This window comes from Streptomyces sp. NPDC002232, from assembly GCF_042890295.1.
Lineage (GTDB): Bacteria > Actinomycetota > Actinomycetes > Streptomycetales > Streptomycetaceae > Streptomyces.
The window spans coordinates 414,565-440,020 of the sequence record NZ_JBIARV010000002.1; the positions used below are offsets into that span (position 1 = coordinate 414,565).

Below are 25,456 nucleotides of genomic sequence, written 5' to 3' on the forward strand. Positions count from 1 at the left end.
GGACTCCGGGGTTCCGGAGGGGGGTCGGAGGGGTCCGTTCGGCCGTCTGGCGACGCACCGCGCCCTCCTTCTGACGAGGCCTCACGGGCGGACGGCCACGGGGGCGCCGGCCGCGACGGATCCCCGCTCCGCCGCCGCCGGATCCCCGGCCTCTACGGTGGGCGGATGCCGTACTTCGACGCCGCGTCCGCCGCTCCCCTGCACCCCGTAGCCCGCCAGGCGCTGCTCGCCTCCCTGGACGAGGGCTGGGCCGACCCCGCCCGGCTGTACCGGGAGGGGCGGCGGGCCCGGCTGCTGCTCGACGCGGCCCGGGAGGCCGCGGCGGAGGCCGTGGGGTGCCGTCCGGACGAGCTCGTGTTCACTCCTTCGGGGACGCGCGCGGTTCACGCCGGAATCTCCGGGGCGCTCGCGGGGCGTCGGCGTGTCGGGAACCGGCTCGTGGTCTCGGCGGTCGAACACTCCTCCGTACTCCACGCGGGTGAGGCGCTCGCCTCGGTCGGCGGCACGGTGACCGAGGTACCGGTGGGACGGTCGGGCGCGGTGGACGCGGACGCCTTCACGGCCGCGCTCGCCGTCGCGGGGACGGCCCTGGCCTGTCTCCAGTCGGCCAACCACGAGGTGGGGACGGAGCAGCCGGTGGCCGAGATCGCGGAGGCCTGCCGGGCGGCGTCCGTGCCGCTGCTCGTGGACGCGGCGCAGTCCCTCGGCTGGGGCCCCGCGCCGGAGGGCTGGTCGCTGCTCACGGCGAGCGCGCACAAGTGGGGCGGTCCGGCCGGCGTCGGTCTCCTCGCCGTGCGCAAGGGCGTCCGGTTCGCGCCCCAAGGGCCCTCGGACGAGCGGGAGTCGGGGCGGGCGCCCGGCTTCGAGAACCTGCCCGCCATCGTGGCGGCGGCGGCCTCGCTGCGGGCGGTCCGGGCCGAGGCGGCGGCCGAGGGGGCGCGGCTGCGGGGGCTGGTGGACCGGATCCGGGCCCGGGTGCCCGAGCTGGTGCCGGACGTGGAGGTGGTGGGCGATCCGGTGCGGCGCCTGCCCCACCTGGTCACCTTCTCCTGTCTCTACGTGGACGGCGAGACGCTGCTGTCGGAGCTCGACCGGGAGGGTTTCTCCGTTTCGTCCGGTTCGTCGTGCACGAGTTCGACACTGACGCCCAGCCATGTGCTGCGCGCGATGGGCGTCCTGAGCGAGGGGAACGTGCGGGTGTCCCTGCCGTCCGGCACCACGGAGGAGGACGTGGACCGCTTCCTCGCGGTCCTGCCGGGGGTGGTCGCGACGGTACGGGAGCGGCTGGGCGCCTCGGGCGCCGTGGTGTCCGCGCCGGCCCCCTCGGGCTCCCTCGTCGTCGACTCCCTGGGCAAGCGGTGCCCGATCCCGGTGATCGAGCTGGCGAAGGTGATCGGGGACGTGCCGGTGGGCGGGACGGTGACGGTCCTGTCGGACGACGCGGCGGCGCGGCTGGACATTCCGGCGTGGTGCGAGATGCGGGGCCAGGCGTACGTGGGCGAGGAGACGTCCGCGGCGGGCGGCACGGCCTACGTCGTCCGCCGCACGTCCTGACGCCGGGCGGCGCCGTTACGGGCGGCGCGCGCCGTGGGCGGCACGCCGCCGTGGTGGGCCTGCGGCCCCAGCGGCCCCGTCGCGGGCGGCGCGCCCGCCGGTCCGTTGCGGGCCGGTGCCTCCGCCGACCCCGTTGTGGGCAGGCGTTCCGCAAGGGGCGGAACGGGTGGGCACAACGGAGCAGCGCCCTGCCGGCGCCAGAGGCTGTCGTGCCTGGACCCGCACCGACCGGTGCAGCACATGGTGGTGCGGGTCCAGGCCCAGATCGCGGAGGCGCCGCTCAGGGCGCCGTCCCGTGTGCCCACCCGTCCCGCCCAGCGGGACGATTGCCCACACGGGCAGCGGGCGAAGGCCTACAACGGGCGCGGGCACACGAGGCGCGGCCCCGCCCGGAAGGGATCAGAGCAGGTGGGACTGGACCTCCGTCGCCGCGTCCTCGCCGTACGCCTTCGTGAACCGCTCCATGAAGTTCGCCCGCCGCAGCGTGTACTCCTGCGTCCCCAGCGTCTCGATCACCAGCGTCGCCAGCATGCAGCCGACCTGCGCCGCGCGCTCCAGGCCCACGCCCCAGGACAGGCCCGTCAGGAAGCCCGCGCGGAAGGCGTCGCCGACGCCGGTCGGGTCGACCTTGGCGGTCTCCTCGGCGCAGCCGACCTCGATGGGCGTCTCGCCGACCTTCTCGATGCGCACGCCGCGCGAGCCGAGCGTGGTGACGCGGTGGCCGACGCGGGAGAGGATCTCCGCCTCGGTCCAGCCGGTCTTGGACTCGATGAGGCCCTTCTCGTACTCGTTGGAGAAGAGGTAGGTGGCGCCGTCGAGGAGCGTGCGGATCTCGTCGCCGTCCATGCGCGCGATCTGCTGCGAGAAGTCGGCGGCGAAGGGGATGCCGCGGTCCTTGCACTCCTCGGTGTGGCGGAGCATCGCCTCGGGGTCGTCGGCGCCGATGAGGACCAGGTCGAGGCCGCCCACCCGGTCGGCGACGGCCTTGAGCTCGATCAGCCGGGCCTCGCTCATCGCACCGGTGTAGAAGGAGCCGATCTGGTTGTGGTCCTTGTCGGTGGTGCAGACGAAGCGCGCGGTGTGCAGGACCTCGGAGATCCGCACCGAGCCGGTGTCGACGCCGTGCCGGTCGAGCCAGGCGCGGTACTCGTCGAAGTCGTAGCCGGCCGCGCCGACGAGGATCGGGGCGCCGCCGAGCTGGCCCATGCCGAAGCAGATGTTCGGGCCGACGCCGCCCCGGCGCACGTCCAGGTTGTCGACGAGGAAGGAGAGGGACACCGTGTGGAGCTGGTCGGCCACGAGCTGGTCGGCGAACCGGCCGGGGAAGGTCATGAGGTGGTCGGTGGCGATGGAGCCGGTGACTGCGATACGCACGGCGGGGTGCTCCTGCGAATTCGATCGGGGCGCGCGGGGCGCTCGGATGAAGGGTGAAGGCGGGCGACAGATCACGCTACCGGGTGGGGCGCTCCCTGCCGAACAGCGGAAACTACCCCAGAGTAGGTCTTTTCCCCGGAGCGGTGCGGTGCTTACGGTGCGCACATGAGCATCTACCCCGCTCCTCGTGAGCGACACGAGTCCGAGTTCAGCCTCGCCCAGCTGCGCGGGGACGGTGCCCGGATGGCCCCCCACTGGGTGACTCCGGCCGATCCGGCCCCCGTTCCGGTCTCTCCCGCGTCGATCCACGGGGTGGTCGTCCCGGCGGCCTCGGCCCGGCTGATCGACGCCACCGCCGAGTACGGCGGCTGACGGAGGGGAACCGTCCGCGCCTCCGCTCCGTCCCATCGGCGTCCGTTCGAGACGAAGGAGCGTTGCGGTGAGCGGTACGGAGAACGTACGGAGGCGGCGGAACGTCCTGGCCGTTTCGGTGGCGGCGGGTGTGCTGCTCGCCGGGGGCGGTGGCGTGTATCTCGCCGTCGCGGCGACGGCGGGCGGCGAGGCGACACCGTCCGCGGGTGACGGGAAGGCCGCGACGGCGTCGCCCCCGCCCCTGCGACTGGGGAAGGGCGGCGGCGTCCCCGGCATCGCGCCGGGCGAGCCGGACCCGGGGGGCGGTCCCGGCATCGCGCCGGGTGAACCGGACCCGAGCGGCGGCTCGCACGGGACGGTCTACGAAGCCAAGGGTCCCCTCCCCCAAGGGCCCTCCTCGGCCGCGGTCCACCGGCCCGAGGGCCTGGTCACCTCGGCGGAGGTGACCAGGCTGGCCGAGGCGCTCGGGATCGAGGGCAGGCCGGTGCTGGTCGGCGACGTGTGGACGATCCACCCGGAGAAGGACGGCCGGGGTCCGCGCCTGGACGTGGCGAAGGCGGCCCCGGGGAGCTGGTCGTACTCCTGGTACGACGGCGGCCCGGTGGGCGATTCCTGCCTCAAGGGCAGGGCGTGCCCGCCGCCCGGTGAGGCGAAGCCCCCGAGCGGCGGTTCACCGGTGAGCGAGGCCGCGGCGAAGGCGGCGGCCGCGCCGGTCCTGAAGGCGCTCGGCCAGGACGACGCGAAGGTGACCGCGACCCAGGTGATGGAGGGTTCGGTACGGGTGGTCAACGCCGATCCGGTGATCGGCGGGCTGCCGACCTACGGCTGGGCGACGGGGCTGCACATCGGCCCGGACGGCCGGGCCGTCGCCGGGAGCGGGACGCTCAAGGAGCCGGTGAAGGGCGACACGTACCCGGTGGTGGGGGCGGAGAAGGCGCTCGCGGAGCTGAACGAGGACGCGAAGAACTCGGGCCGGGTCGGCATCGGCGGCTGCGCGACCGATCCGCCGGCGGCGGGTGTCGAGGGGAACGGCAGGGCCCCCGTCGACGCGAGCGGCGGGACCGAACCGGCCGCGCCCTGCCGGTCGGCCTCGGACGCGGCGCCGCCGAAGGAGGTCCCGGTGACGGCCGCGGTGTTCGGTCTGACCGCGCAGGACGTGGCGGGCGAGCGGCTGCTCGTGCCCTCCTGGATGTTCACGGCGGACCCGGTGGACGCGGCGCCGTACACCGTGATCGAGACGGCGGTGGCGCCGGAGCACCTGGCTCCCCCGGTGAAGCCCACCGGGCCGGGCGAGGGCACGGCGCCGGCCCGTCAGATCACCGCGTACCGGACGGCCGAGGATGGCCGGAAGCTGTCGGTCACCTTCTGGGGCGGGGTGTGCAGCACGTACACCGCCAAGGCCGTGGAGACCCCGGAGAAGGTGACCGTGCGGATCGACGAGAAGGCCGACCCGGGGCGGATGTGCGTGGCGGTCGCCAAGGAGATCACGGTGAGCGTGACGCTGCGGAGTCCGCTGGGCGACCGGTCCGTGGTGGACGCGGCGAGCGAGGAGGCCGTGCCGCGGAGCTGAGCCCCCCGGGGCACACGTGAGGGCGGCGGCCCCGGGATCTCCCCGGGGCCGCCGCCCTCACGTGCTTAAGGCTTAGCTGAACGAGTCGCCGCAGGCGCAGGAGCCCGTGGCGTTCGGGTTGTCGATGGTGAAGCCCTGCTTCTCGATGGTGTCGACGAAGTCGATCGACGCGCCGCCCAGGTACGGGGCGCTCATGCGGTCGGTGACGACCTTGACGCCGTCGAAGTCCTTCACGACATCGCCGTCGAGCGAGCGCTCGTCGAAGAACAGCTGGTAACGCAGGCCGGAGCAGCCACCGGGCTGAACGGCGACGCGCAGGGCCAGGTCCTCGCGGCCTTCCTGGTCGAGGAGGGCCTTGACCTTGGCCGCGGCGGCGTCGGACAGGAGGATGCCGTCGCTGACAGTGGTCTTCTCGTCCGATACGGACATCTGCTTCTCTCCCGGTGTGTACGGAGACTGCTTGCCGACGGTTCCAACCGCCGGTGCCCCGGATTCATTCCGGGCCGAGTGGGGTCTTCCCTCTTTCATGCTCGCACACCCTGTCCAGGAACCACGGACAGCGAATTCGTCACATCGACACTATGGCCATCGTCATCCTGACGTGAAGCGGTTATGATAGATAGCGTCATTTCGACGAAAAGCGTTTCCCGAAGACCCTGAAGAAAGGGTGCGTGACGTGACCACCGCCCAGCCCCTGGATGTGCAGCCCTCGCCGCTCGCCCTGCTCCTGCTCGGTCGCGAAGCCGACCCCAAGAGCGAGCGCGGCGTGGAGTGTCCCGGCGACCTGCCGTCGCCCTCCGACCCGGACCTCGTGGAGCGCGCCCGCGCCGCGAAGGAGAAGCTCGGTGACAAGGTCTTCGTGCTCGGCCACCACTACCAGCGCGACGAGGTCATCCAGTTCGCCGACGTGACCGGCGACTCCTTCAAGCTCGCGCGCGACGCCGCCGCCAAGCCCGAGGCGGAGTACATCGTCTTCTGCGGTGTGCACTTCATGGCCGAATCGGCCGACATCCTCACGGGTGACGACCAGAAGGTCGTCCTGCCCGACCTCGCGGCCGGCTGCTCGATGGCCGACATGGCCACCGCCGAGCAGGTCGCCGAGTGCTGGGACGTGCTGACCGAGGCCGGCGTCGCCGAGCAGGTCGTGCCCGTCTCGTACATGAACTCCTCGGCCGACATCAAGGCCTTCACCGGCAAGCACGGGGGCACGATCTGCACCTCGTCCAACGCCGAGCGGGCCCTGGACTGGGCCTTCGAGCAGGGCGAGAAGGTGCTCTTCCTGCCGGACCAGCACCTGGGCCGCAACACCGCCGTCCGCGACATGGGCATGTCCCTCGACGACTGCGTGCTCTACAACCCGCACAAGCCGAACGGCGGTCTCACCGTCGAGGAGCTGCGCGCCGCCAAGATGATCCTGTGGCGGGGCCACTGCTCGGTGCACGGCCGCTTCTCGCTGGACTCGGTGAACGACGTCCGCGAGCGCATCCCCGGCGTGAACGTGCTCGTCCACCCCGAGTGCCGGCACGAGGTCGTCGCCGCCGCGGACTACGTGGGCTCGACCGAGTACATCATCAACACCCTGGAGGCGGCCCCGGCCGGTTCCAAGTGGGCGATCGGCACGGAGCTGAACCTCGTCCGGCGGCTGGCGAACCGATTCGCCGACCAGGACAAGGAGATCGTCTTCCTCGACAAGACGGTCTGCTTCTGCTCGACCATGAACCGCATCGACCTCCCCCACCTGGTGTGGACGCTGGAGTCCCTGGCCGAGGGCAACCTCGTCAACCAGATCCAGGTGGACCAGGAGACCGAGAGCTTCGCCAAGCTCGCCCTGGAGCGGATGCTGGCGCTGCCGTAACGGTTCTCTCCCCCGGATACGCCCGAAGGGCGCCCCGCGCGACGCGGGGCGCCCTTCGGCGTGCGCGGGGCCGCTAGACGTCCAGGGCGTCCAGCAGGTCCGTGTCCGTGTCTGTGTTCGCCTCGGTCGGCTGCTCCGGGATCTCCGCGCCGCCCTTCTTCGCCGCCTTCTTCTTCGCGCGGCGCTCCTTGCGGAGCTCCACCATCGCGTAGAGCGTCGGGACGAGCAGCAGGGTCAGCAGCGTCGAGGTGATCAGACCGCCGATCACCACCACGGCCAGCGGCTGGGCGATGAAACCGCCCTCGCCGGTGATGCCGAGGGCCATCGGCAGCAGGGCGAAGATCGTCGCCAGGGCGGTCATCAGGATCGGGCGGAGCCGGTGCCGGCCGCCCTCGATCACCGCCTCGACGACGCCCAGGCCCTGCGCCCGGTACTGGTTGATCAGGTCGATCAGGACGATCGCGTTGGTGACGACGATGCCGATGAGCATCAGCATGCCGATCATCGCCGGGACGCCCATCGCGGTGCCGGTGATCACCAGCAGGCCGAGGGCGCCGGTCGCCGCGAACGGGATCGAGACCAGCAGGATCAGCGGCTGGATCAGCGACCGGAAGGTCGCCACCAGCAGCATGAAGACGATCGCGACGGCCGCGAGCATCGCCAGGAACAGGTTGAGGAAGGCCTCGTCCTGGTCCTCGGAGACGCCGCCGATGGTCGCGGTGGCGCCCTCCGGCAGGTCGAGCGCGTTGATCTTCGACTGGAGGGAGGCGCTCACCGCGCCGGTGTTGTCGCCCACCGGCTTGGCCGTGATCGTCGCGGCGCGCGCGCCGTCGATCCGGGTCATCGAGACCGGGCCGGGGACCAGCTCGACCGTCGCGATGTCGCCGAGCTTCACCGGGCCGAGCGGCAGCGCCCGGAGCGCGGCCAGGGTGGTGGCCGGGCGGGCCGAGGTGATGAGGACGTCCCGCTCGCTGTCGTCGAGGATCGCCTTCGCCGCCGGGGTGCCCCGGACGGACTGGGCGACGACCGCGCCGAGCGAGGCGGTGTCGAAGCCGGCGTCGGCCGCCTTCGCGTTCGCCTTCACGGAGATCCGCGGCACGGACTGCGACAGGTCGCTCTGGACGTCGGTGACGTCCTTGAGCCCGGCGATCGCGGCCCGTACCTGCTCGGAGGCCTTCTTCAGGACCTCCGGGTCCGCGGCCTTCACGACCACGCTCAGGTCGCCCGAGCCGAAGCCGTCGCCCGCCGCGATCGTGGTGTCGCCGATGCCGTCGAGGGCGCCGAGGCCCTTCTCGATGGCGTCCCGGGTCCTCTCGTACGCGGCGGAGTCGTCCAGGCTCACCTTGTACGAGGCCTGGTTGGCGCCGGTGCCGCCGCCGAACGCCGCCATGAAGCCCGAGGAGCCCACGGTGACCTGGTAGTCCTTGACGCCCTCGGTCTCCGCGAGGACCTTCTCGACCTTCTTCGCGGCCTCGTCCGAGGCGCTCAGGCTGGTGCCGGGCGCCAGCTCCTGCTGGATGTTCAGGACCTCCTGCTCGCCCTGGTCGAAGAAGTTCGTCTTCAGGAGCGGGGCCATGCCGAAGGTGGCGACGAGGACGACGACGGCGATCGCCAGGCTGGTGAGCCGGCGCCGGGTCGCGAACCGCAGGACCGGCACGTACAGGCGCTGGAGGCGGCTCCGCTCCTCCTTCTCCTCGGCGAGCCTGCGGGCCTCCGCCAGGTCCTCCGGGGTGCCCTTGGGGGCGCGCAGGAACCAGTACGAGAGCACCGGGACCACGGTCAGCGAGACCAGCAGCGAGGCGAGCAGGGCCGCCGTCACCGTCAGCGAGAACGAGCCGAACAGCTCGCCGATCATGCCGCCGGTCAGACCGATCGGCAGGAAGACGGCGACGGTGGTGAGCGTCGAGGACGTGACGGCGCCCGCCACCTCGCGGACCGCGGTGAGGATCGCGGACTGGCGCTCCTCGCCGTAGCCCAGGTGGCGCTTGATGTTCTCCAGGACCACGATCGAGTCGTCGACGACCCGGCCGATGGCGATGGTGAGCGCGCCGAGCGTCAGCATGTTGAGCGAGAGGTCGCGGGTCCACAGCACGATGAGCGCGAGGACGACCGAGAGCGGGATGGAGACCGCGGTGACCAGGGTCGACCGGACCGACGCGAGGAAGACCAGGATCACCAGGACGGCCATGACGAGGCCGAGCGCGCCCTCCGTGGTCAGACCGGAGACGGCCTTGGCGACGGCCGGGCCCTGGTCGGAGACCACGGTGAGCTCGGCGCCCGCGCCGAGGTCGCGGCGCAGGTCGGGCAGCTTCTCCTCGACGGCGTCGGAGATCGCGACGGCGCTGCCGTCCTTGTCCATGGTGGCGAAGACGGCGAGGCTGGGCTTGCCGTTCGTCCGCGTGAGGGAGGTGCGCGGCGACTCCTCCTGCCGCACGGTGGCGACGTCGCCGAGCCGGACCGCCTTGCCCTTGCCGGGGACGGCCGCCGGGATGCGCAGGTCCTCGATCTGCCGCAGCGAGGTGTAGCCGCCGCCGACCTGGATCGTGCGGGACTTGCCGGCCTCCGAGAAGGCGCCGGCCGGCATCGTGGCGCCGCCGGAGCGGAGGGCCTCGGCGAGCTTCATGGTGTTCAGTCCGGCCGCGGCGAGCCGGCGCTCGTCCGGGGTGACGGAGACCTGGAGGTCCTGGACGCCGCTGACGGTGACCTGGCCGACGCCCTCGATGTCCTGGAGGGCGGGCACGACGGTCCGCTCCAGCTGGTCGGCGAGCGCCTGCGGGTCCTTGTCGGAGGCCGCGGCGAGGACGACGGTCGGCATGTCGTCCGTCGAGCCGGCGATCACCTGCGGGTCGACGGAGTCGGGCAGCTGGGCGCGGGCCCGGTTCACCGCCTGCTGGACGTCGGCGACCAGCTGCTTCGTCGACTCGTCGCCGTAGTCGAAGGAGGCCATGACGACGGCCATGCCCTCGGAGGCGGTGGAGGTGACCGACTTCAGGCCGTCGACGGCCTTCAGGTTGTCCTCCAGCGGCTCGACGACCTGCTTCTCGACCACATCGGGAGAGGCGCCCTGGTAGGGGGCGAGGACCGAGACCATGGGCAGCTCGATCGACGGGAACAACTGCTGCTTCAGCTGCGGGATCGCGATCGCGCCGAACACGATCGCGACGATGGACATCAGCCCGATCAGGGCCCGTTGCGCGAGGCTGAATCTGGACAGCCAGGACATGGGGTCTCTCTTCTGTGGCGTACTCGTCGGCGGGCGGGCACACCGCGGCACCCCCCGCCTACACGATCAGCCATCCGCGCCGAGAAGTCCTCGGCCCCCGGGTCCACTTCCTTATCCCGCGCATACCGCGTCTGGAGTACGCGCTCACTCCACCCGGGGGCGTACGAGACCGGACTCGTACGCCGTGACCACCAGCTGGGCCCGGTCGCGGGCGCCGAGCTTGGCCATGGTCCGGTTGACGTGCGTCTTCACGGTCAGCGGGCTGACGTCGAGGCGCTCGGCGATCTCGTCGTTCGAGAGGCCGCCCGCGACGAGGACGAGCACCTCGCGCTCCCGGGCGGTGAGCGCCGCGAGCCGCTGGGTGCGGGCGTCGCCGCCCCCGGCCGCCGGGTCCGACGCGGGGCCCTGCGCGAGGAAGGTGGCGATCAGTCCCTTGGTCGCGGCCGGGGAGAGCAGCGCCTCTCCGGCGTGCGCGATCCTGATGGCGCCGAGGAGCTCCTCCGGTTCGGCCCCCTTGCCGAGGAAGCCGGAGGCTCCGGCGCGCAGCGACTGCACGACGTACTCGTCGACCTCGAACGTGGTCAGCATGACGATCCGTACGTCGGCGAGCTCGGGATCGGCGGTGATCGTCCGGGTGGCGGCGAGGCCGTCGGTGCCCGGCATGCGGATGTCCATGAGGACGACGTCGGGCCGGGTGGCGCGGGCGAGCGCGACCGCCTCGGCGCCGTCGGGCGCCTCCCCCACGACCTCCATGTCGGGCTCGGAGTCCACCAGCACTTTGAAGGCGCTGCGGAGCAGGGCCTGGTCGTCGGCGAGCAGTACGCGGATGGTCATGCGAGGTCCTCCCCCGTGCGGGACGTCACCGGCAGTATCGCCTGCACGCGGAAGCCACCGCCGTAGCGGGGGGCGGCGGTGAGGGTGCCGCCGAGCGCGCCGACCCGCTCGCGCATGCCGAGCAGCCCGTGCCCGCCGACCGGGGGCTGGTCGGCGGACCGGGGCGGGTCCGTCGCGGCCGTGCCGTCGTCGAGGACGGTGATCTCGACCGTACGGCCCACCCGGACGATGCTCACCTCGGCCTTCACGTCCGGGCCCGCGTGCTTGCGGACGTTGGTCAGCGCCTCCTGCACGATCCGGTACGCGGCGAGGTCCACAGTCGCGGGGAGCGACAGGCCCTCGTCGGCACGGGCGAGGGCGATCGGGAGTCCGGCCTTGCGGAAGCTGTCGAGCAGCCCGTCGAGGACGGCGAGGCCGGGCGCGGGCTCGGTGGGGGCCTCCGGGTCGCCGGACTGGCGCAGCAGCCCGACGGTGGCGCGCAGCTCGCCCAGGGCGGAGCGGCTGGCCTCGCGGACGTGCGCGAGGGCCTCCTTGGCCTGGTCGGGACGCTTGTCCATGACATGGGCGGCGACGCCGGCCTGCACGTTCACCAGGGCGATGTGGTGGGCGACGACGTCGTGGAGGTCGCGGGCGATCCGGAGCCGTTCCTCGGCGACCCGCCGTCCGGCCTCCTCCTCCCGGGTCCGCTCGGCGCGCTCGGCCCGCTCGCGGATCGCGTCGACGAAGGCCCGCCGGCTGCGGACGGCGTCCCCGGCGGCCGCCGCCATCCCGGTCCAGGCGAAGACGCCGAGGTTCTCCTGGGCGTACCAGGGGGTCGGCCCGAAGGCCATCGCGGCGGCGGTCAGCACCGCCATCGTCGCCAGGCCGACGCGCCAGGTGGTGGGCCGGTCGGTGCGCGCGGCCACCGTGAAGAGCGCGACGACGGCGGCCATCGCGATCGGGGCCGGGCGGTTGTCGTTGACCAGCTCGACGAGGCTGATCGTGACGGCGAAGGCGAGCACGGCGAAGGGGCGGCGGCGGCGCAGGACGAGTGCGGCGGCGCCCAGGACCATGATCAGCACGCTCCAGGGGCCGGGACTGCGGTCCCCGAAGGTCGGCCCCTCCGGGCTGCCGTGCGGATCGGTGAACGACCCGGCGATCATGCAGACGAGCGCGCCGGCGGCGAGGGTGGCGTCGAAGGCGAGCGGATGCGCGCGGAACCAGTCGCGGAGACGGCTGGGGATCGTGCCGGCGGCGGGGCCGGGGCCGGTGGGGGTCACGGGGGACAACGGTACGACGCGGGGCGGGCGGCGCCGACGCGGAACCAGAGCCGACCGGTCCGGTGCGGGCCCGCGCCCTGTGCGCCCGCGCCCACCGGTCCGCTGCGCGGCGCCCCCGCAGTGGTGGGCCCGCGCCCGCCGTTGCGGGCCGCGCCCCCGCCGGTCCGTTGTGGCCAGCGCCCCGCCCGTTGTGGGCAGGCGTTCCGCAAGGGGCGGAACGGGTGGGCACAACGGACGGCGCCCTTGCCGGCGCCAGAGGCTGCCGCACCCCGACCCGCACCCTTGGTGACGGCACCAGGGCGGTGCGGGCCCAGGCGCAGGACGCGGAGGCGCCGCGAGAGCGCGCCGTCCCGTGTGCCCACCCGTCCCGCCCAGCGGGACGATTGCCCACACGGCAGCGGGCGAGCGCCCACACGGGCGTGGGCGAAGGCCCACACGGGCGCGGGCGGCGGGCCCGCACGGGCGCGAGCGAAGGCCCCACACGGGCGTGGGCGGCGGGCCGCGGCAGAACTCGTGCGGGCCGGGCGCAGGTGCGTGCCCGGCCCGGGAGGGACCGCCGGGACGGCTAGGGTCCCGCGCGGCCGAGAGGCCCGCCGGCCCAGGAGCGGACGCGCCCGGGCGCGTCAGGCGTGGTGGGAGCCTCGGGGGTCAGCCTGGGATCAGGCCGTCGTTCGAGAGCATCGCACGGACCTCCTCCAGGCTCGCGTCCTCGGCCGGGAGGATCAGCTCCGACGGCTCCAGCGCGTCGTCCGGCAGCGGCGTGCCGAGCCGGCGGACGGCCTCCAGCACGGCGCTCAGCGTGCGCCGGAACCCTTCCCCGTCCCCCGACTCCATCTCCGCGAGCAGCTCGTCGTCCAGCCTGTTCAGCTCGACGAAGTGGCTGTCGGCCAGCTTCCACTGGCCCTCCCCCATGATCCGTACGATCATGACGCGTCCTGTCTGTCGCCTACTTCTCGAAGCGCGGGTGGGACTGCTCCTGCTGAGTGCGGTCCTGCGGCGCGGCCGCGCCACCGCCCTCGATGGCCTGCTGCTGGGCCGAGGGGCCCCCGGCCAGCTCCGCCTTCATCCGCTGGAGCTCCAGCTCGACGTCCGTGCCGCCGGAGAGCCGGTCCAGCTCCGCCTGGATGTCGTCCTTCGCGAGCCCGGACTGGTCGTCCAGGGCGCCCGAGGCGAGCAGCTCGTCGATCGCGCCGGCGCGCGCCTGGAGCTGGGCGGTCTTGTCCTCGGCCCGCTGGATCGCGAGGCCGACGTCGCTCATCTCCTCCGAGATGCCGGAGAAGGACTCGGCGATCCTGGTCTGCGCCTGGGCCGCCGTGTACGTGGCCTTGATGGTCTCCTTCTTGGTGCGGAAGGCGTCCACCTTGGCCTGGAGACGCTGGGCGGCGAGGGTGAGCTTCTCCTCCTCGCCCTGCAACGTCTGGTGCTGCACCTCCAGGTCGCTGACCTGCTGCTGGAGCGCGGCCCGCCGGGACAGCGCCTCGCGCGCCAGGTCCTCGCGGCCGAGCGCCAGCGCCTTGCGGCCCTGGTCCTCCAGCTTCGCGGACTGGCCCTGCAACTGGTTCAGCTGGAGTTCGAGCCGCTTGCGGGAGGTGGCGACGTCGGCGACGCCCCGTCGCACCTTCTGCAACAGCTCCAGCTGCTTCTGGTAGGAGTAATCGAGCGTCTCGCGCGGATCCTCGGCCCGGTCAAGGGCCTTGTTCGCCTTCGCGCGGAAGATCATCCCCATACGCTTCATGACACCGCTCATGGGCTTCGCGCGCCCCCTTCTGACGGACTCGGCTCCAGCTCTTTCAACAGGATCCACAGTACGGGCCCTGTCTCCATTACCGCACTGTTCGGAGCGGGATGCGCTCCTCCCCAAGGACGATCGCGCGCGGTGTTCCCTCCCGCGCAGGGAGTAGATGGATCTCCGGGGAGACCGCGCCCGTCCTCCGTACGTACGCCCGAAGACGCAGTCCGTTAGCGGATCGTTCCCGCCCGGCATGGGGTTCATGCCCACCACCCCGTACCCTTGGGTTTTGTGTTCCGTAGCCGTTCGAAGGACGAGAAGGCCCCCACCGACAAGGTGACGGCGGACCTCTCCACCAAGCAGCCCCGCGACCCCGAGGCCCCCAAGGGCCGCCCGACCCCGAAGCGGAGCGAGGCGCAGACCCAGCGCCGTCGCGCCGCGACGGTGCCGACCGACCGCAAGGAGGCCGCCAAGCGCCAGCGCGAGGCACGCCGCACGGACCTGGCCCGGCAGCGCGAGGCGCTGGCCAATGGTGACGAGCGTTACCTGCCCGCCCGCGACAAGGGTCCGGTCCGCCGCTTCGTGCGCGACTTCGTCGACTCGCGGTTCGTGATCGCCGAGTTCTTCCTGCCGATGGCCGTGGTGATCCTCGTGCTGTCGCTCTTCGGCAACGCCAACCGCGGGCTTCAGAACATCTCCCTGCTGCTGTGGCTCGGTGTGATCATTCTGATCGTCATCGACTCGATCGGCATCTGGATCCGTCTGCGGAAGCAGCTGAACGAGCGCTTCCCGAACGAACCGAAGCGCGGCGCCATCGCCTACGGCCTGATGCGCACGCTTCAGATGCGCCGACTGCGTCTGCCGAAGCCGCAGGTCAAGCGCGGAGAGCGGCCCTGAGCGCCGACAGTACGGAGTCGGGCGCGCGCGCCTTCGACGGGGGCGCCCCGGTGCTGCCCGCCGTCGCCCACTGGCCCGCCGGTCCCGGCGGGCTCCGCGACACCATCCGGCAGGAGCTCGTCGCCCGCCAGCTCGACGAGCAGATAACCGGCCGCTACCCGGTGGGCCAGCGGCTGCGGATCCTCGACGCGGGCATGGGGCAGGGCATCCAGGCCCTGCGCCTCGCCCGGGCCGGGCACACCGTGACCGGCCTGGAGGCCGACCCGGACCTGCTGAAGGCGGCCCGTGAGTCGCTGGCGAAGGAGCCCGCCGGAATCCGCGAGCGGGTCCGGATGATCGAGGGCGACGGACGCGAGACCGGGGTGCACTTCCTGCCCGGCAGTTTCGACGTGGTCCTCTGCCACGGCGTGCTCATGTACGCCGACGAGCCCGACGCCCTCCTCGCGGGCCTGGCCCGGATGCTGGCCCCCGGCGGCCTGCTGTCCCTGGTCGTACGGAACGCGGAGGCCCTGTCCATGCGCCCCGGGCTCGCCGGGGACTGGTCGGGGGCGCTCGCCGCCTTCGACTCGGACGTCTACACGGACGACAACGGCATGAAGGTGCGGGCCGACCGGCTGGACGCGCTCACGTCGACGCTCGCGGGCATCGCGGCGCCGCTGCACGCCTGGTACGGGGTGCGGGTCTTCACCGACGACGTCCCCGCCGACGCGGGCCTACCCGCCGCCGAGCAGCTGGACCGGCTGCTCGCCGCCGAGGACCGGGCCGGGCGCACTGAGCCGTACCGGCGGATAGCGGCCCTCCTGCACCTGTGCGGCGTACGGGGCTGACGGAGGCCCGGGCGGCGGTCACGCACCCCTGATCGGGTGCGCTCGCCGGGCCGGGACCCGGACGGAACCGGATACTCCGGGCATGGACGTCTCCCGTGCCCGTCGCGCCCACCGCCCTCCCGCTCTCACCGCCCTCGCCGCGCTCGCCGTCGGGGGCTGCGTCGTCGCGCTGGCCGGCGGCTGCTCGTCGCCCGGCCGGGTCGCGGCCGCTCCGGAGCGCTCCACCCAGGCGGCGGCGCCGCTCGCCACCCATGAGCTGGAGGACGAGTACCGCACCGTCATCAGGAACGTCCTCCCCTCCGTCGTGCAGATCGAGGCGGGCGACAGCCTCGGCTCCGGGGTCGCCTTCGACACCCGGGGGCACGTCGTGACCAACGCGCACGTGATCGGCCAGGAGAAGACCTTCAAGGTCACCGCCGCCACCGGCGGGCAGCCCGTGACGGCGCGGCTGGTCTCCTCGTATCCCGAACAGGACCTCGCGGTCATCCGGCTCGACAGCGTGCCGCAGGGGCTGAAGGCGGCGAGGTTCGGCGACTCGTCCGCCGTCGACATGGGGCAGATCGTGCTCGCGATGGGCTCCCCGCTGGGCCTGTCCGGCAGCGTCACCCAGGGCATCGTCTCGGCGACCGGCCGGACGGTCAGCGAGGGCCGGACCGACGGCGGGACGGGCGCGACGATCGCGAACATGGTCCAGACGTCGGCGGCGATCAATCCCGGCAACAGCGGGGGCGCGCTGGTGAACCTCGACAGCGAGGTCATCGGCATCCCGACGCTCGCCGCGACCGACCCCGAGCTGGGCGGCGGCGCGGCGGCCGGCATCGGCTTCGCGATCCCCGCGTCGACGGTGCGGTCGATCGCGGGCCAGATCGTCAAGGACGGCCGGGTGACGGACTCGGGGCGGGCGGCCCTGGACATCACCGGCCGTACGGTCCTCGACGACGCCTACCGGCCGGAGGGCGTCGCGATCGTCGAGGCGCCGTCGGACGGGGCGGCCGGGCGGGCGGGGCTTCGGCCGGGGGACGTCATCACGCGGCTGGGCGACACGGAGATCACGACGATCACGTCCCTCGCGGAGGCGCTGGCGGCGAGGAAGCCGGGGGAGGTGGTGACGGTGACGTATGTGCGCGGCACGACGTCCCACGAGGCCCGGGTCACACTGGGCGAGCTCTAGCCTGCGGCGCCCTTGGCCGTGTCCGACGGGCCCGTGGCCCGTGGCCCGTGACCGTGTCCGTGTCCGATGGGCCCGTGGCCCGTGGCCGTGGCCGATGGGCCCACTGCACGGCCTGTACGAGCCCGCGCCGCCGTGGGCCGGAGCGGTACCGGACCGGGCGCCCGCGCCCGCGTGGCCCTGAGCCAGAGCCCCACGGGCCCGCGCGCCCGCGCCGCCGTGCCCGTACCCGTGGGGGCGTGCCCGTAGCCGTGCGGGCCTCCGCCCCCGCCCCGTGTGGGCCCGTCGCCCGCGCCCGTGTGGGCGCTCGCCCCCTGCCCGTGTGGGCAATCGTCCCGCTGGGCGGGACGGGTGGGCACACGGGACGGCGCCCCTTAGCGGCGCCTCCGCGTTCCGCCCCCGGCCCGCACCACCATGTGCTGCACCCGGGTGGTGCGGGTCAGGAACAGGAGCCTCTGGCGCCGGCAGGGCGCGGGTCCGTTGTGCCCACCCGTTCCGCCCCGGCGGAACGCATGCCCACAACGCGGCGGGGCGCGGGCCTACAACGGGGGCGCCGGGTGCGGGCCCGCGAGGGAGCGGCGGAGGCTCGGCGCCCGGATCGGCCGGGTGCTCTAGCCCTCCGCGTTCAGGGGCATCGGGCCGTAGATCTTCGTGCCGTCCTCCGACAGCGTCACCTGGTCCGCGCCGCCGCCGAGGAGGTCGCGCCAGTGCTCGCCGATCCAGCTCTCCGCGTCGCCCTGGGTGGTGAACTCCTCGGGGGTCACCACCGGCTCGACCTCCGTGCCGTCGGACTTCTCGAACCGCCACGTCCATGCCATGAAAGCCTCCTGGCGCTCGCCGGATGATCGGTTTCCTGCCCGCAGCGTAGCCGGGCGCGCACGCCTCGCGGTGGCGCGGGAGGATCTGGATGTGGAACTGACACTGCTCGGCACCGGCGCACCCCTCGGACTCCCCCGCCCCGACTGCCCCTGCGCCGTGTGCGCGCTGTCCCGCGGGGAGCGGGTGAGGGCGGCGACCTCGCTGCTCGTGGACGGGGCCCTGCTGCTCGATCTGACCCCGGGGGCCGCGCTGGCCGCCGCGCGGTCGGGGCATTCGCTGGTGGGGGTGCGTCAGGTGCTGCTGACGCATCCGCACGACGGGCCGGCCGTGGAGGTGCCCGCGGGGCTTCCGACGGCGGGGCGGGTGCCGGACGGACGGGAGTTGACGCTGATCAGCGGGCACCGGGTGCGGGCGGTGCCGATGGACTCCCCCGGGACCGGGTACGAGGTGACCTCGGCCGACGGCGAGCGGCTGCTCTATCTGCCGCCGGGCGGCGCGCCCGCCGGGATCGCGGACGAGCGTCTGGAGCCGTACGACATGGTCGTCGCCGATGTCACGGGGCGGCCGGACGGGCTCGCCCGGCTGCGGGCGACGGGTGCGGTCGGCCCGGCGACCGAGGTGATCGCGGTGCACCTGGACCACGACGTGCCGTCCGGCCCCGAGCTGGACCGGCGGCTCGCGGCGGCGGGGGCGCGGGCGGTGCCGGACGGGACGACGCTGTACGTCGGCGACTACCACGAGGTGCCGGACGTGCCCCGGCGGACACTGGTGACGGGCGGGGCCCGGTCGGGGAAGTCGGTGGAGGCCGAGCGGCGCCTGGAGACCTTCCCCGAGGTGCTGTACGTGGCGACGGGCGGGGCGCGGGAGGGCGATCCGGAGTGGGCCGAGCGGGTGGGCCTGCACCGGGAGCGGCGGCCGGCCTCGTGGCGTACGGCGGAGACGTGCGAGCTCGCGCCGCTGCTCGCGGAGGACGGCCCGGCGCTGCTCGTCGACTGTCTGTCGCTGTGGCTGACGGACGCCATGGACCGGGTGGGGGCCTGGGACGACGAGCGGTGGCGGGACGGCGGGCAGGCGGCGCTGCGGGAGCGGACCGGGGAGCTGGTGGCCGCGGTGCGGGCGACGCGCCGGACGGTCGTGGCGGTGACGAACGAGGTCGGGTCGGGGGTGGTGCCGGCCACGGCGGCGGGGCGGCGCTTCCGGGACGAGCTGGGACGGCTGAACGCGGCCTTCGCGGAGGAGTGCGAGGAGGTCGTCCTGGTGGTCGCGGGACAGGCGCTGGTGCTGCGCGGGTAGGGTTCCGATCGCTGATGGACCTCGCTGACTTGTCACTAGGCGGTACTCGTGAACCTGGACGACTTCTCCGATCTGATCGAGCGCCCCGACGGCGGGATACGGCGTGATGCCGAGGAGCGCCGGGAGCGGCTGACCGTGCCGCCGGGGGCGCTGGGCCGGCTGGACGAGCTGGGCGAGTGGCTGTCCGCGGCGCAGGCCTCGGTGAAGGTGCGGGCGATCGAGCAGCCGAAGGTGGTGCTGTTCGCCGGCGACCACGGGGTGGCCTCGCTCGACGTGTCGGGCCGCGCGGCGGGCTCGGCGCACGAGCTGGTGCGCGCGGTGCTCGACGGGGCGAGCCCGGTGGCGGTGCTCGCCCGGTCGATGGCGGTGCCGGTACGGGTCGTGGACGCCGGTCTGGACTGCGATCCGGAGCTGCTTCCGGCCGAGGTGACGCGGCACCGGGTGCGGCGCGGCAGCGGCCGGATCGACCTGGTGGACGCGCTGACGGCCGAGGAGGCCGAGGCGGCGGTCCGGCTCGGGATCGCGATCGCCGACGAGGAGGCGGACTCGGGCACGGATCTGGTGGTGCTCGGGGACCTGAGCGTCGGCGGCACGACGCCGGCGTCCACGCTGATCGCGGCGCTGTGCGGGACGGACGCCTCGGTGGTGACCGGGCGGGGCGGTGCCGGGATCGACGATCTGGCGTGGATGCGCAAGTGCGCGGCGATCCGGGACGCGCTGCGGCGGGCCCGGCCGGTGCTCGGTGACCAGCTGGAGCTGCTCGCGGCGGTCGGCGGGGCGGACCTGGCGGCGATGACCGGGTTCCTGCTCCAGGCCTCGGTGCGGCGGATGCCGGTGATCCTGGACGGTGTGGTGGGCGCGGCCTGTGCGCTGGTGGCGCAGCGGGCCGCCTTCCGGGCGCCGGACTGGTGGCTGGCGGGTCAGGTGAGCGGGGAGCCCGGGCAGGCGAAGGCGCTGGACCGGATGGCGCTCAACCCTCTGCTCGACCACGGCGTCCATGTGGGTGAGGGAACCGGGGCACTGCTCGCGCTTCCCCTCGTCCAGGCCGCCGCGGCCTTCGCCGCGGAGCTGCCCGAGCGTCCGGATCCGACCACTCCGGAGGCCGACGGCGGCTCGGAGGGCTGAGCGGGCGGAGGGGGAGGGGGACGACTCCGGGGACGGCCGGGCGCGACGCGCGCGTGGCCGTCTCCGGCGTCTCCGTACGACAAGCGTCGCCCCATATGATCGCTTTTCATGGGAGAAGTCCGCTTGTCTGCCGAAGCAGCACCCCGGAGCACCGCCCCCCGGGGCAGCACCGCCCGTTCACGGCGCAGCGCCGCGTTCGCCGTCTGGTACCTGCGCGTCGTCACGTTCATCAACTTCCTGAGCGCCGTCTGGGTGTCGTTCGGGCAGGACCTGCGCCGCCACAACGAGGACAACTACTTCACCCCGTACCTGCTCACCGCGGGCTTCGCCTCGGGGGTGTTCACCCTCTTCCTGGCGATCACCATGCGGCGCCGCAAGCGGGCCGCGTGGATCCTGAACATGGTGCTGGGCGGGCTCTTCCTGCTGCTCTTCGCGCTCGTGATGTTCTTCCCGGAGATCCGGCAGCACACCCAGAACTGGATCTCGCTGGCGCTCACCGCCGCGTTCGTGCTCGCCCTGCTCCTCGGCCGGAAGGAGTTCTACGCGAAGGGCGACCGCTCCAACCCGTGGCTGGCCGCGATCGTCGCGGTCGGCGGACTGCTCGTCACCTCGCTGCTCGCGGCCGTCCTGGTCACCGTCACCAACACCTCCACCACCTCCTCCACCTTCCTGGAGCGCTGGCGGTACGGCGTGATGCGGCTGATCACGCTGGCCTCGGACGACTCGCGGTTCGCCGGGATCAGCACCCCCGGCTGGGTCGACGTCACCATCAACGTGCTGTCCACGCTGCTGCTCTTCGCGGTGCTCTTCGCCGCCTTCCGCTCCCGGCGGGCGGTCGACCCGCTGACCGAGGAGGACGAGGAGCGGCTGCGGGCCCTGCTCGACAAGCAGGGTGACCGCGACTCGCTGGGCTACTTCGCGCTGCGGCGCGAGAAGAGCGTGGTGTGGTCGCCGAGCGAGAAGGCGGCCGTCGCCTACCGGGTGGTCGGCGGCGTCTCGCTCGCCTCGGGCGACCCGATCGGCGACCCCGAGGCCTGGCCCGGCGCGATCGAACCCTGGCTCGCGGAGGCGCGCGAGCACGGCTGGATCCCCGCGGTCATGGGCGCGAGCGAGGAGGCCGGGGTCATCTACGCCCGGCACGGTCTGGACGCCCTGGAGCTGGGCGACGAGGCGATCGTGGAGACCGACGAGTTCACCCTGGACGGCCGGGCGATGCGGACGGTCCGGCAGGCCTTCAACCGGGTGAAGCGGGCCGGGTACGAGGTCCGGATCCGGCGCCACGAGGACATCCCGCCGGAGGAGATGGCGGAGCTGCTGCGCAAGGCGGACGACTGGCGGGACGGGGCCACCGAGCGCGGGTTCTCGATGGCGCTCGGCCGGCTCGGCGACCCCCGCGACGGCCGCTGCGTGATGCTGGAGTGCACGGACGAGAGCGGTGCGCTGCGCGCCGTGCTGTCCTTCGTGCCCTGGGGGCCGAAGGGGCTCTCGCTGGACCTGATGCGCCGCGACCGGGACTCGGAGAACGGCCTGATGGAGTTCATGGTCATCGAACTCCTCCAGCGCGCCAAGGAGATCGGGATCACTCAGGTCTCGCTCAACTTCGCGATGTTCCGGTCCGTCTTCGAGCGTGGCTCGAAGCTCGGCGCGGGACCCGTGCTGCGCATGTGGCGTTCCCTGCTCAGCTTCTTCTCCCGCTGGTGGCAGATCGAGTCGCTGTACCGCGCCAACGCCAAGTACCGACCGATCTGGGAGCCCCGATTCATGCTCTTCGAGAAGAGTGCGGACCTGCTGCGCATCGGCCTCGCCGCCGGGCGGGCCGAGGGCTTCCTGGAGGCCCCGGGGCTGCCGAAGTGGCTGCACCGCAGACACCTGGAGAGCAGCCGTTGAGACACGCCGTCGGACGGTTCGCCCGCCGGGAGTGGGGGCCGCTCCTCACGGCCCTGCGGACGGCCCTCGTCACCCTGCGGTGGAGGGCGGTCCCGATGACGCTGGCCGCCGTCTGCCTCACCGCCCTCTTCCAGCTCGTGCAGAACCAGGACTGGGGCTATCAGCCGGTCCAGGACATCGGCTCGGTGCGGGCCGAGGACCCGTTGTGGCTCGCGCTGCTGCGGACCCCGCTCTCCCTCTTCGTGCCCGCGCTCGACCTGCCCGTGTGGGGTGCCCTCGCGCAGGTCCTGCTGGTGTTCGGGATCGCCGAGATCTGCCTCGGGCGGTGGCGGACGCTGGGCGTCGCGTACCTGGCCACCCTGGCCGGCACGCTCTACGCGCGCGTGGGCATCGCGCTCGGCCCCGACAGCCCCTTCGGGCTGCCGGCCTCCGACGCCCAGATCGTGGACACCGGCCCTTCGGCCGCCGTGGTGGGCCTCGCGGTCTACGTCTGCTGGCGCTACCGGGCGTACGGGACGGGCGGGCTCGTGGTCGTGGCGATGGTCGTCGAGGTGATGATCAAGGCGAACCTGGCGGGCAAGGAGCACCTCGCGGCGATCGCCGCCGTCCTCGTCCTGATCGCGGTCGAGTCGGCGCGCGGGCGCCGTCAGGACGGCGGCGTGGAGCCGCGTCCCGGCACGCGCTCCTGGAAGCCGCCGATCAGGTCCTGAAAGCGGCGCCGGACCTTGGTCCAGCGCTTGTCGTGGCGGTAGGTGCGGATGCGGGAGCGGGCCCTGGCCCGGTGGCGGCGCCGGTAGAACTTCCGGGACCACCAGGAGCCGGGGCGGGCGAGCCGGACGGCGCCGACGATCGCCACGAAGGGGATGAGGGTCCCGATCACGGCCATCCGGAACTTCCCCTTCACCAGCGCCACCAGGATGAGGAGGAAGTTCAGCCCGAGCGTGAGGATCAGGTTGACCCGGTCCTGGCGCTCGTCGGCGCTCATGTCGTCGACGCCGAGCGGCGAGAAGCCGCTGAGCGTCAGTCCCACGAGGGCCGTGGTGAGCACCACCACCTCGACGCTCTTGCGGCCGTCGTCCGACCAGTACACGTCGTCGAGGTGCAGGATGAGCGCGAACTCGTCCAGGACGAGTCCCGCGCCGATCCCGAAGACGACCGCGAAGAGGCCGGCGCCGAAGCCGTGCCGGTCGCTGCCCACGGCGCCGAAGCCGCCGATGACGGTGAGGACGACGCCGGGCACGACGTGATGGATGTGGAGTCCCCCGGAGGAGACGTTCTTGAAGGGGCCCTTCCCCGCCCGGATGAGCCGGGTGATGGTGCGGGTGACCAGGAATGTCAGGACGAAGGAGGTCAGAGCGAGCAGCATCGGGAGCTTGCCCGGCTCGACGATGTTCCGGGAGAACCAGTGACCCATGCCACCCCGATCCGATTTGCGCGGTATGCGCAATCTACCGTTCGGGGGCGCCGATTACCCTGCCCGGATGGACGGCCTGCGTTTCGCCTTCGGGACCCTCACCGTGTTCCCCGCCCGCATCACCCGCTGGGACCGGGACGCGGCGCGCGCCGGCATGCTCTCGGCCCCGCTCGCGGGCCTGGTCGTCGGGGTCTGCTCGGCGGCGGCCGGCGGTTCGCTCCTGCTGCTCGGCTCGGGCCCGCTGCTGGCGGCCGTCGCCACGACGGCCGTCCCCGCGCTGCTCACCCGGGGCCTCCACCTCGACGGCCTCGCGGACACCGCCGACGGCCTCGGCAGCGCCAAGCCCGCCGAGGACGCGCTGCGGATCATGAAGCAGTCGGACATCGGGCCGTTCGGCGTCATCACCCTCGTCCTCGTCCTGTTCGCGCAGGTCGCGGCCTTGTACCGGCTGTACGAGGAGGGCTGGGCGCACGGTGTGATCGCCGCCGTGCTGGCCGCCACCGTGGCCCGTCTCGCCCTCACCCACGCGTCCCGGCAGGGCGTCCCCGCGGCCCGCCCCGAGGGCCTCGGGGCGATCGTCGCGGAGACGGTCCCGACCCGGCCCGCGACCCTGACGACCGCCCTGTTCCTGGTGGGCTGCGCCGGGGCAGGCCTCCTCCTCTCCTCGTACGACGCCGTCCGCAACGTCCTGGCGGCCGGCGCGGCGCTCGGCGCGGCGGCGCTGCTGCTGCGCCGGTGCGTGCGGCGGTTCGGCGGGGTGACGGGCGACGTGTTCGGCGCGGTGGCGGAGACGGCGGGGACGGTGGCGCTGGTCGCGCTGACCCTGGGCTGAGCCCGGACCGGCCGGGTCAGCAGGCCTGGCGCCAGGCGTCCAGCTCGTACCGCTTCCGCATCGAGCTGAGGCCCAGCTTGCGGGCCTCCGGGCAGAACCGCTCCGTCGCCAGCTCGTACTCGACGTGGAAGACCGCCTTGCCCGCCGCCGTGAACGGGGCGAGGCGGCCGCACTCGTCGTACTGGGCACACTGCTCGTCGACCGCGAAGTCGAAGTCCGGCAGCAGCTGCGGGATCTGGTCCAGGTCGTTCTTGAGGCCGACCGCGAGGCCCCGGTCGTGGGCCAGGCCGGCGATGAGCCGGTTGTAGCGGAGCTGGTCGGCGGCGGTGAGGGGGAAGCCGGTGCGGTTGCGGTAGCCGTCCATGTTGTCGGGTTCGACGGCGTCGAAGCCCTTGTCCCGGCACATGTCGAGGCGCTTCGCCATGAGCGGGCCGAGGAGGTCGGTGCGGCGGATGTCGAGCCAGCGCTCGCCCTTCCAGCCGTTGCCCTCGCCGAGGAGGGCCTTCGGGAAGCGGCCGGCGTCGGGGCGGAAGTCCTCCCAGGCGCCGGTGGACAGGTAGCAGATGACCTTGCGGCCGCGCCGGTGGAGGTCGGCGACGGCCGACGCGGGGTGGTCGAAGCCGTCGATGTCGTACACCGGGACGTCGACGGCCGGGTCCAGCCGGCCGCTGAGCTGCCACTGCCAGGCGATCCCGGGAGCCGGCCGCCAGCGGTCCCCGGTGGTCTTCGGGTCCGGGCCGGGGGCCGCCGTGCAGGCCGTGGCGAGCAGGAGCAGCACCACGAGGAGCGGCAGCGGTCGTCTCATCGGGCGGGCTCCAGGAGGTGCGGGAGGGTGCCCCAGGGATGGGCGCCGGTGCCGGGGACGGCGCAGTGCACCGGAGTGACCGGGCGGACGCCGGGCGGGGCGGCGTAGACGAGGTGGCAGTAGTGGGCGGCGACCGGCAGGTCGAGCGTACGGTACGTGTCCCAGGGGCCCTCGAAGGTGACGAGGAGGTCGGCCTGGGCCTCGTATCCGGGGTCCGGGTGGGCGCCGTGGTTGAAGACGAGGGTGGCGGCCCCGGCGGCCCGGGCGGCGACCGCGATCCGGCGGTAGTGGGCGAGGGCGGCGGGCGCGGTCGCCACCTGGTCCAGGAAGGCGCCGTCGGCGCCGTACCAGTCGCGGTGGCGGACCAGTTCGGCGACGACCTCGGCGTGCGGGCGGCGGCCGTAGGCGGTGTCCACGTAGCCGAGGACGCGCACTCCGGCCGCCCGCAGCTGCCCGGCGGCCCCCGCGAACGCCGGGTCGGGCGCCGCGCCGGCGCCGCTCGCCGGGTTGAGGACGACGCCGTACAGGGAGGGCGCCGCGTCGATGAGCGCCGACCAGGCCTCGGGCTGCTGGGCCGGGTGCTCGTAGTACGGGACCAGGAGGGAAGGGACGGTCATGA

Annotated in this window: 23 protein-coding genes; 12 read left to right on the forward strand and 11 right to left on the reverse strand. The window is 73.4% G+C overall.

Features of this window, described 5'->3' with window-relative positions:
* Window positions 1-165 precede the first annotated feature (165 nt).
* Entirely contained in the window at window positions 166-1,554 is a 1,389-nt protein-coding gene (locus ACFYXU_RS08630; protein ID WP_389456983.1) for a cysteine desulfurase/sulfurtransferase TusA family protein, read from the forward strand.
* A 399-nt stretch (window positions 1,555-1,953) separates the two neighbouring features.
* Here the strand turns inward: ACFYXU_RS08630 and ACFYXU_RS08635 are convergent, their stop codons facing one another.
* Window positions 1,954-2,928: a carbohydrate kinase family protein gene (locus ACFYXU_RS08635; protein ID WP_376514708.1), complete on the reverse strand. Its 975-nt coding sequence runs from the start codon at window positions 2,926-2,928 to the stop codon at window positions 1,954-1,956.
* Window positions 2,929-3,093: 165 nt separating this feature from the next.
* Here ACFYXU_RS08635 and ACFYXU_RS08640 point away from each other — a divergent pair, with 165 nt between their 5' ends.
* Together ACFYXU_RS08640 and ACFYXU_RS08645 are read left to right on the forward strand one after the other, a co-directional pair.
* Window positions 3,094-3,300 (forward strand): hypothetical protein, encoded by a 207-nt coding sequence (locus ACFYXU_RS08640; protein WP_329856822.1) that lies wholly within the window; start codon window positions 3,094-3,096, stop codon window positions 3,298-3,300.
* A 67-nt stretch (window positions 3,301-3,367) separates the two neighbouring features.
* A complete protein-coding gene (locus tag ACFYXU_RS08645; RefSeq protein ID WP_389456985.1) occupies window positions 3,368-4,870 on the forward strand; it encodes a hypothetical protein in 1,503 nt (500 codons plus the stop codon).
* Window positions 4,871-4,942: 72 nt separating this feature from the next.
* Here the strand turns inward: ACFYXU_RS08645 and ACFYXU_RS08650 are convergent, their stop codons facing one another.
* A complete protein-coding gene (locus ACFYXU_RS08650) occupies window positions 4,943-5,299 on the reverse strand; it encodes an iron-sulfur cluster assembly accessory protein (protein WP_015033024.1) in 357 nt (118 codons plus the stop codon).
* 247 nt (window positions 5,300-5,546) lie between these two features.
* Between ACFYXU_RS08650 and nadA the strand changes: the two genes are divergently transcribed.
* Window positions 5,547-6,725, forward strand: a complete 1,179-nt coding sequence (gene nadA / locus ACFYXU_RS08655) for a quinolinate synthase NadA (protein ID WP_376515275.1) — start codon at window positions 5,547-5,549, stop codon at window positions 6,723-6,725.
* 73 nt (window positions 6,726-6,798) lie between these two features.
* Here nadA and ACFYXU_RS08660 read toward each other — a convergent pair whose 3' ends face one another.
* The 5 genes from ACFYXU_RS08660 to ACFYXU_RS08680 form a co-directional block, all read right to left on the reverse strand.
* Window positions 6,799-9,948 carry an efflux RND transporter permease subunit gene (locus ACFYXU_RS08660; RefSeq protein WP_376515273.1) on the reverse strand — a complete coding sequence of 1,050 codons (3,150 nt, stop codon included), beginning with the start codon at window positions 9,946-9,948 and terminating at the stop codon, window positions 6,799-6,801.
* A gap of 144 nt (window positions 9,949-10,092) precedes the next feature.
* On the reverse strand, window positions 10,093-10,782 hold the full coding sequence (locus ACFYXU_RS08665; protein ID WP_376515272.1) for a response regulator: 690 nt from the start codon (window positions 10,780-10,782) through the stop codon (window positions 10,093-10,095).
* Entirely contained in the window at window positions 10,779-12,050 is a 1,272-nt protein-coding gene (locus tag ACFYXU_RS08670) for a sensor histidine kinase (RefSeq protein ID WP_376515269.1), read from the reverse strand. Before ACFYXU_RS08670 ends, ACFYXU_RS08665 begins: the two co-directional genes overlap by 4 nt.
* A gap of 639 nt (window positions 12,051-12,689) precedes the next feature.
* Complete coding sequence (locus ACFYXU_RS08675; protein ID WP_389456989.1) at window positions 12,690-12,968, reverse strand: hypothetical protein; 279 nt, start codon at window positions 12,966-12,968, stop codon at window positions 12,690-12,692.
* Window positions 12,969-12,987: 19 nt separating this feature from the next.
* On the reverse strand, window positions 12,988-13,788 hold the full coding sequence (locus ACFYXU_RS08680; RefSeq protein WP_361394024.1) for a PspA/IM30 family protein: 801 nt from the start codon (window positions 13,786-13,788) through the stop codon (window positions 12,988-12,990).
* Window positions 13,789-14,061: 273 nt separating this feature from the next.
* Here ACFYXU_RS08680 and ACFYXU_RS08685 point away from each other — a divergent pair, with 273 nt between their 5' ends.
* The 3 genes from ACFYXU_RS08685 to ACFYXU_RS08695 all read left to right on the forward strand — a co-directional run bounded on the left by ACFYXU_RS08685 (window position 14,062) and on the right by ACFYXU_RS08695 (window position 16,665).
* Window positions 14,062-14,667 (forward strand): DUF3043 domain-containing protein, encoded by a 606-nt coding sequence (locus tag ACFYXU_RS08685; RefSeq protein WP_329856839.1) that lies wholly within the window; start codon window positions 14,062-14,064, stop codon window positions 14,665-14,667.
* A gap of 50 nt (window positions 14,668-14,717) precedes the next feature.
* Window positions 14,718-15,494, forward strand: coding sequence for a class I SAM-dependent methyltransferase (locus ACFYXU_RS08690; protein ID WP_389456991.1), 777 nt, complete (start codon window positions 14,718-14,720; stop codon window positions 15,492-15,494).
* Between the two features lie 82 nt (window positions 15,495-15,576).
* Window positions 15,577-16,665 (forward strand): S1C family serine protease, encoded by a 1,089-nt coding sequence (locus tag ACFYXU_RS08695; RefSeq protein WP_389456993.1) that lies wholly within the window; start codon window positions 15,577-15,579, stop codon window positions 16,663-16,665.
* A gap of 608 nt (window positions 16,666-17,273) precedes the next feature.
* Here ACFYXU_RS08695 and ACFYXU_RS08700 read toward each other — a convergent pair.
* Window positions 17,274-17,480, reverse strand: coding sequence for a hypothetical protein (locus ACFYXU_RS08700; protein ID WP_030205728.1), 207 nt, complete (start codon window positions 17,478-17,480; stop codon window positions 17,274-17,276).
* Between the two features lie 91 nt (window positions 17,481-17,571).
* Between ACFYXU_RS08700 and ACFYXU_RS08705 the strand changes: the two genes are divergently transcribed.
* From ACFYXU_RS08705 to ACFYXU_RS08720, 4 genes are all read left to right on the forward strand, one after another.
* Entirely contained in the window at window positions 17,572-18,774 is a 1,203-nt protein-coding gene (locus tag ACFYXU_RS08705; RefSeq protein ID WP_361394018.1) for a bifunctional adenosylcobinamide kinase/adenosylcobinamide-phosphate guanylyltransferase, read from the forward strand.
* Window positions 18,775-18,822: 48 nt separating this feature from the next.
* Window positions 18,823-19,899: a nicotinate-nucleotide--dimethylbenzimidazole phosphoribosyltransferase gene (gene cobT, locus ACFYXU_RS08710; protein ID WP_361394016.1), complete on the forward strand. Its 1,077-nt coding sequence runs from the start codon at window positions 18,823-18,825 to the stop codon at window positions 19,897-19,899.
* Window positions 19,900-20,007: 108 nt separating this feature from the next.
* Window positions 20,008-21,786, forward strand: coding sequence for a phosphatidylglycerol lysyltransferase domain-containing protein (locus ACFYXU_RS08715; protein WP_376515262.1), 1,779 nt, complete (start codon window positions 20,008-20,010; stop codon window positions 21,784-21,786).
* Window positions 21,783-22,496, forward strand: coding sequence for a hypothetical protein (locus ACFYXU_RS08720; protein WP_376515260.1), 714 nt, complete (start codon window positions 21,783-21,785; stop codon window positions 22,494-22,496). Before ACFYXU_RS08715 ends, ACFYXU_RS08720 begins: the two co-directional genes overlap by 4 nt.
* Here ACFYXU_RS08720 and ACFYXU_RS08725 read toward each other — a convergent pair.
* A complete protein-coding gene (locus ACFYXU_RS08725; protein WP_376515258.1) occupies window positions 22,433-23,200 on the reverse strand; it encodes a hypothetical protein in 768 nt (255 codons plus the stop codon). The two genes, ACFYXU_RS08720 and ACFYXU_RS08725, sit on opposite strands and share 64 nt — an antisense overlap.
* Window positions 23,201-23,267: 67 nt before the next feature.
* On the opposite strand from ACFYXU_RS08725, the gene ACFYXU_RS08730 reads away from it, so the two are divergent.
* Complete coding sequence (locus ACFYXU_RS08730; protein WP_361394009.1) at window positions 23,268-24,032, forward strand: adenosylcobinamide-GDP ribazoletransferase; 765 nt, start codon at window positions 23,268-23,270, stop codon at window positions 24,030-24,032.
* Window positions 24,033-24,048: 16 nt separating this feature from the next.
* Here the strand turns inward: ACFYXU_RS08730 and ACFYXU_RS08735 are convergent, their stop codons facing one another.
* Complete coding sequence (locus ACFYXU_RS08735) at window positions 24,049-24,837, reverse strand: endo alpha-1,4 polygalactosaminidase (RefSeq protein ID WP_376515256.1); 789 nt, start codon at window positions 24,835-24,837, stop codon at window positions 24,049-24,051.
* Window positions 24,834-25,454 (reverse strand): spherulation-specific family 4 protein, encoded by a 621-nt coding sequence (locus ACFYXU_RS08740; protein ID WP_389456998.1) that lies wholly within the window; start codon window positions 25,452-25,454, stop codon window positions 24,834-24,836. The genes ACFYXU_RS08735 and ACFYXU_RS08740 overlap by 4 nt, the downstream gene beginning before the upstream one ends.
* Window positions 25,455-25,456: the final 2 nt, after the last annotated feature.

Excerpts from the sequence above, each read along its gene's own strand:
- ACFYXU_RS08630 (WP_389456983.1), top strand. The coding sequence starts at position 166 with ATGCCGTACTTCGACGCCGCGTCCGCCGCTCCCCTGCACCCCGTAGCC.
- ACFYXU_RS08640 (WP_329856822.1), top strand. The coding sequence starts at position 3,094 with ATGAGCATCTACCCCGCTCCTCGTGAGCGACACGAGTCCGAGTTCAGC.
- ACFYXU_RS08650 (WP_015033024.1), bottom strand. The coding sequence starts at position 5,299 with ATGTCCGTATCGGACGAGAAGACCACTGTCAGCGACGGCATCCTCCTG.
- ACFYXU_RS08660 (WP_376515273.1), bottom strand. The coding sequence starts at position 9,948 with ATGTCCTGGCTGTCCAGATTCAGCCTCGCGCAACGGGCCCTGATCGGG.
- ACFYXU_RS08665 (WP_376515272.1), bottom strand. The coding sequence starts at position 10,782 with ATGACCATCCGCGTACTGCTCGCCGACGACCAGGCCCTGCTCCGCAGC.
- ACFYXU_RS08675 (WP_389456989.1), bottom strand. The coding sequence starts at position 12,968 with ATGATCGTACGGATCATGGGGGAGGGCCAGTGGAAGCTGGCCGACAGC.
- ACFYXU_RS08680 (WP_361394024.1), bottom strand. The coding sequence starts at position 13,788 with ATGAGCGGTGTCATGAAGCGTATGGGGATGATCTTCCGCGCGAAGGCG.
- ACFYXU_RS08695 (WP_389456993.1), top strand. The coding sequence starts at position 15,577 with ATGGACGTCTCCCGTGCCCGTCGCGCCCACCGCCCTCCCGCTCTCACC.
- ACFYXU_RS08700 (WP_030205728.1), bottom strand. The coding sequence starts at position 17,480 with ATGGCATGGACGTGGCGGTTCGAGAAGTCCGACGGCACGGAGGTCGAG.
- ACFYXU_RS08715 (WP_376515262.1), top strand. The coding sequence starts at position 20,008 with ATGGGAGAAGTCCGCTTGTCTGCCGAAGCAGCACCCCGGAGCACCGCC.
- ACFYXU_RS08725 (WP_376515258.1), bottom strand. The coding sequence starts at position 23,200 with ATGGGTCACTGGTTCTCCCGGAACATCGTCGAGCCGGGCAAGCTCCCG.
- ACFYXU_RS08730 (WP_361394009.1), top strand. The coding sequence starts at position 23,268 with ATGGACGGCCTGCGTTTCGCCTTCGGGACCCTCACCGTGTTCCCCGCC.
- ACFYXU_RS08735 (WP_376515256.1), bottom strand. The coding sequence starts at position 24,837 with ATGAGACGACCGCTGCCGCTCCTCGTGGTGCTGCTCCTGCTCGCCACG.
- ACFYXU_RS08740 (WP_389456998.1), bottom strand. The coding sequence starts at position 25,454 with ATGACCGTCCCTTCCCTCCTGGTCCCGTACTACGAGCACCCGGCCCAG.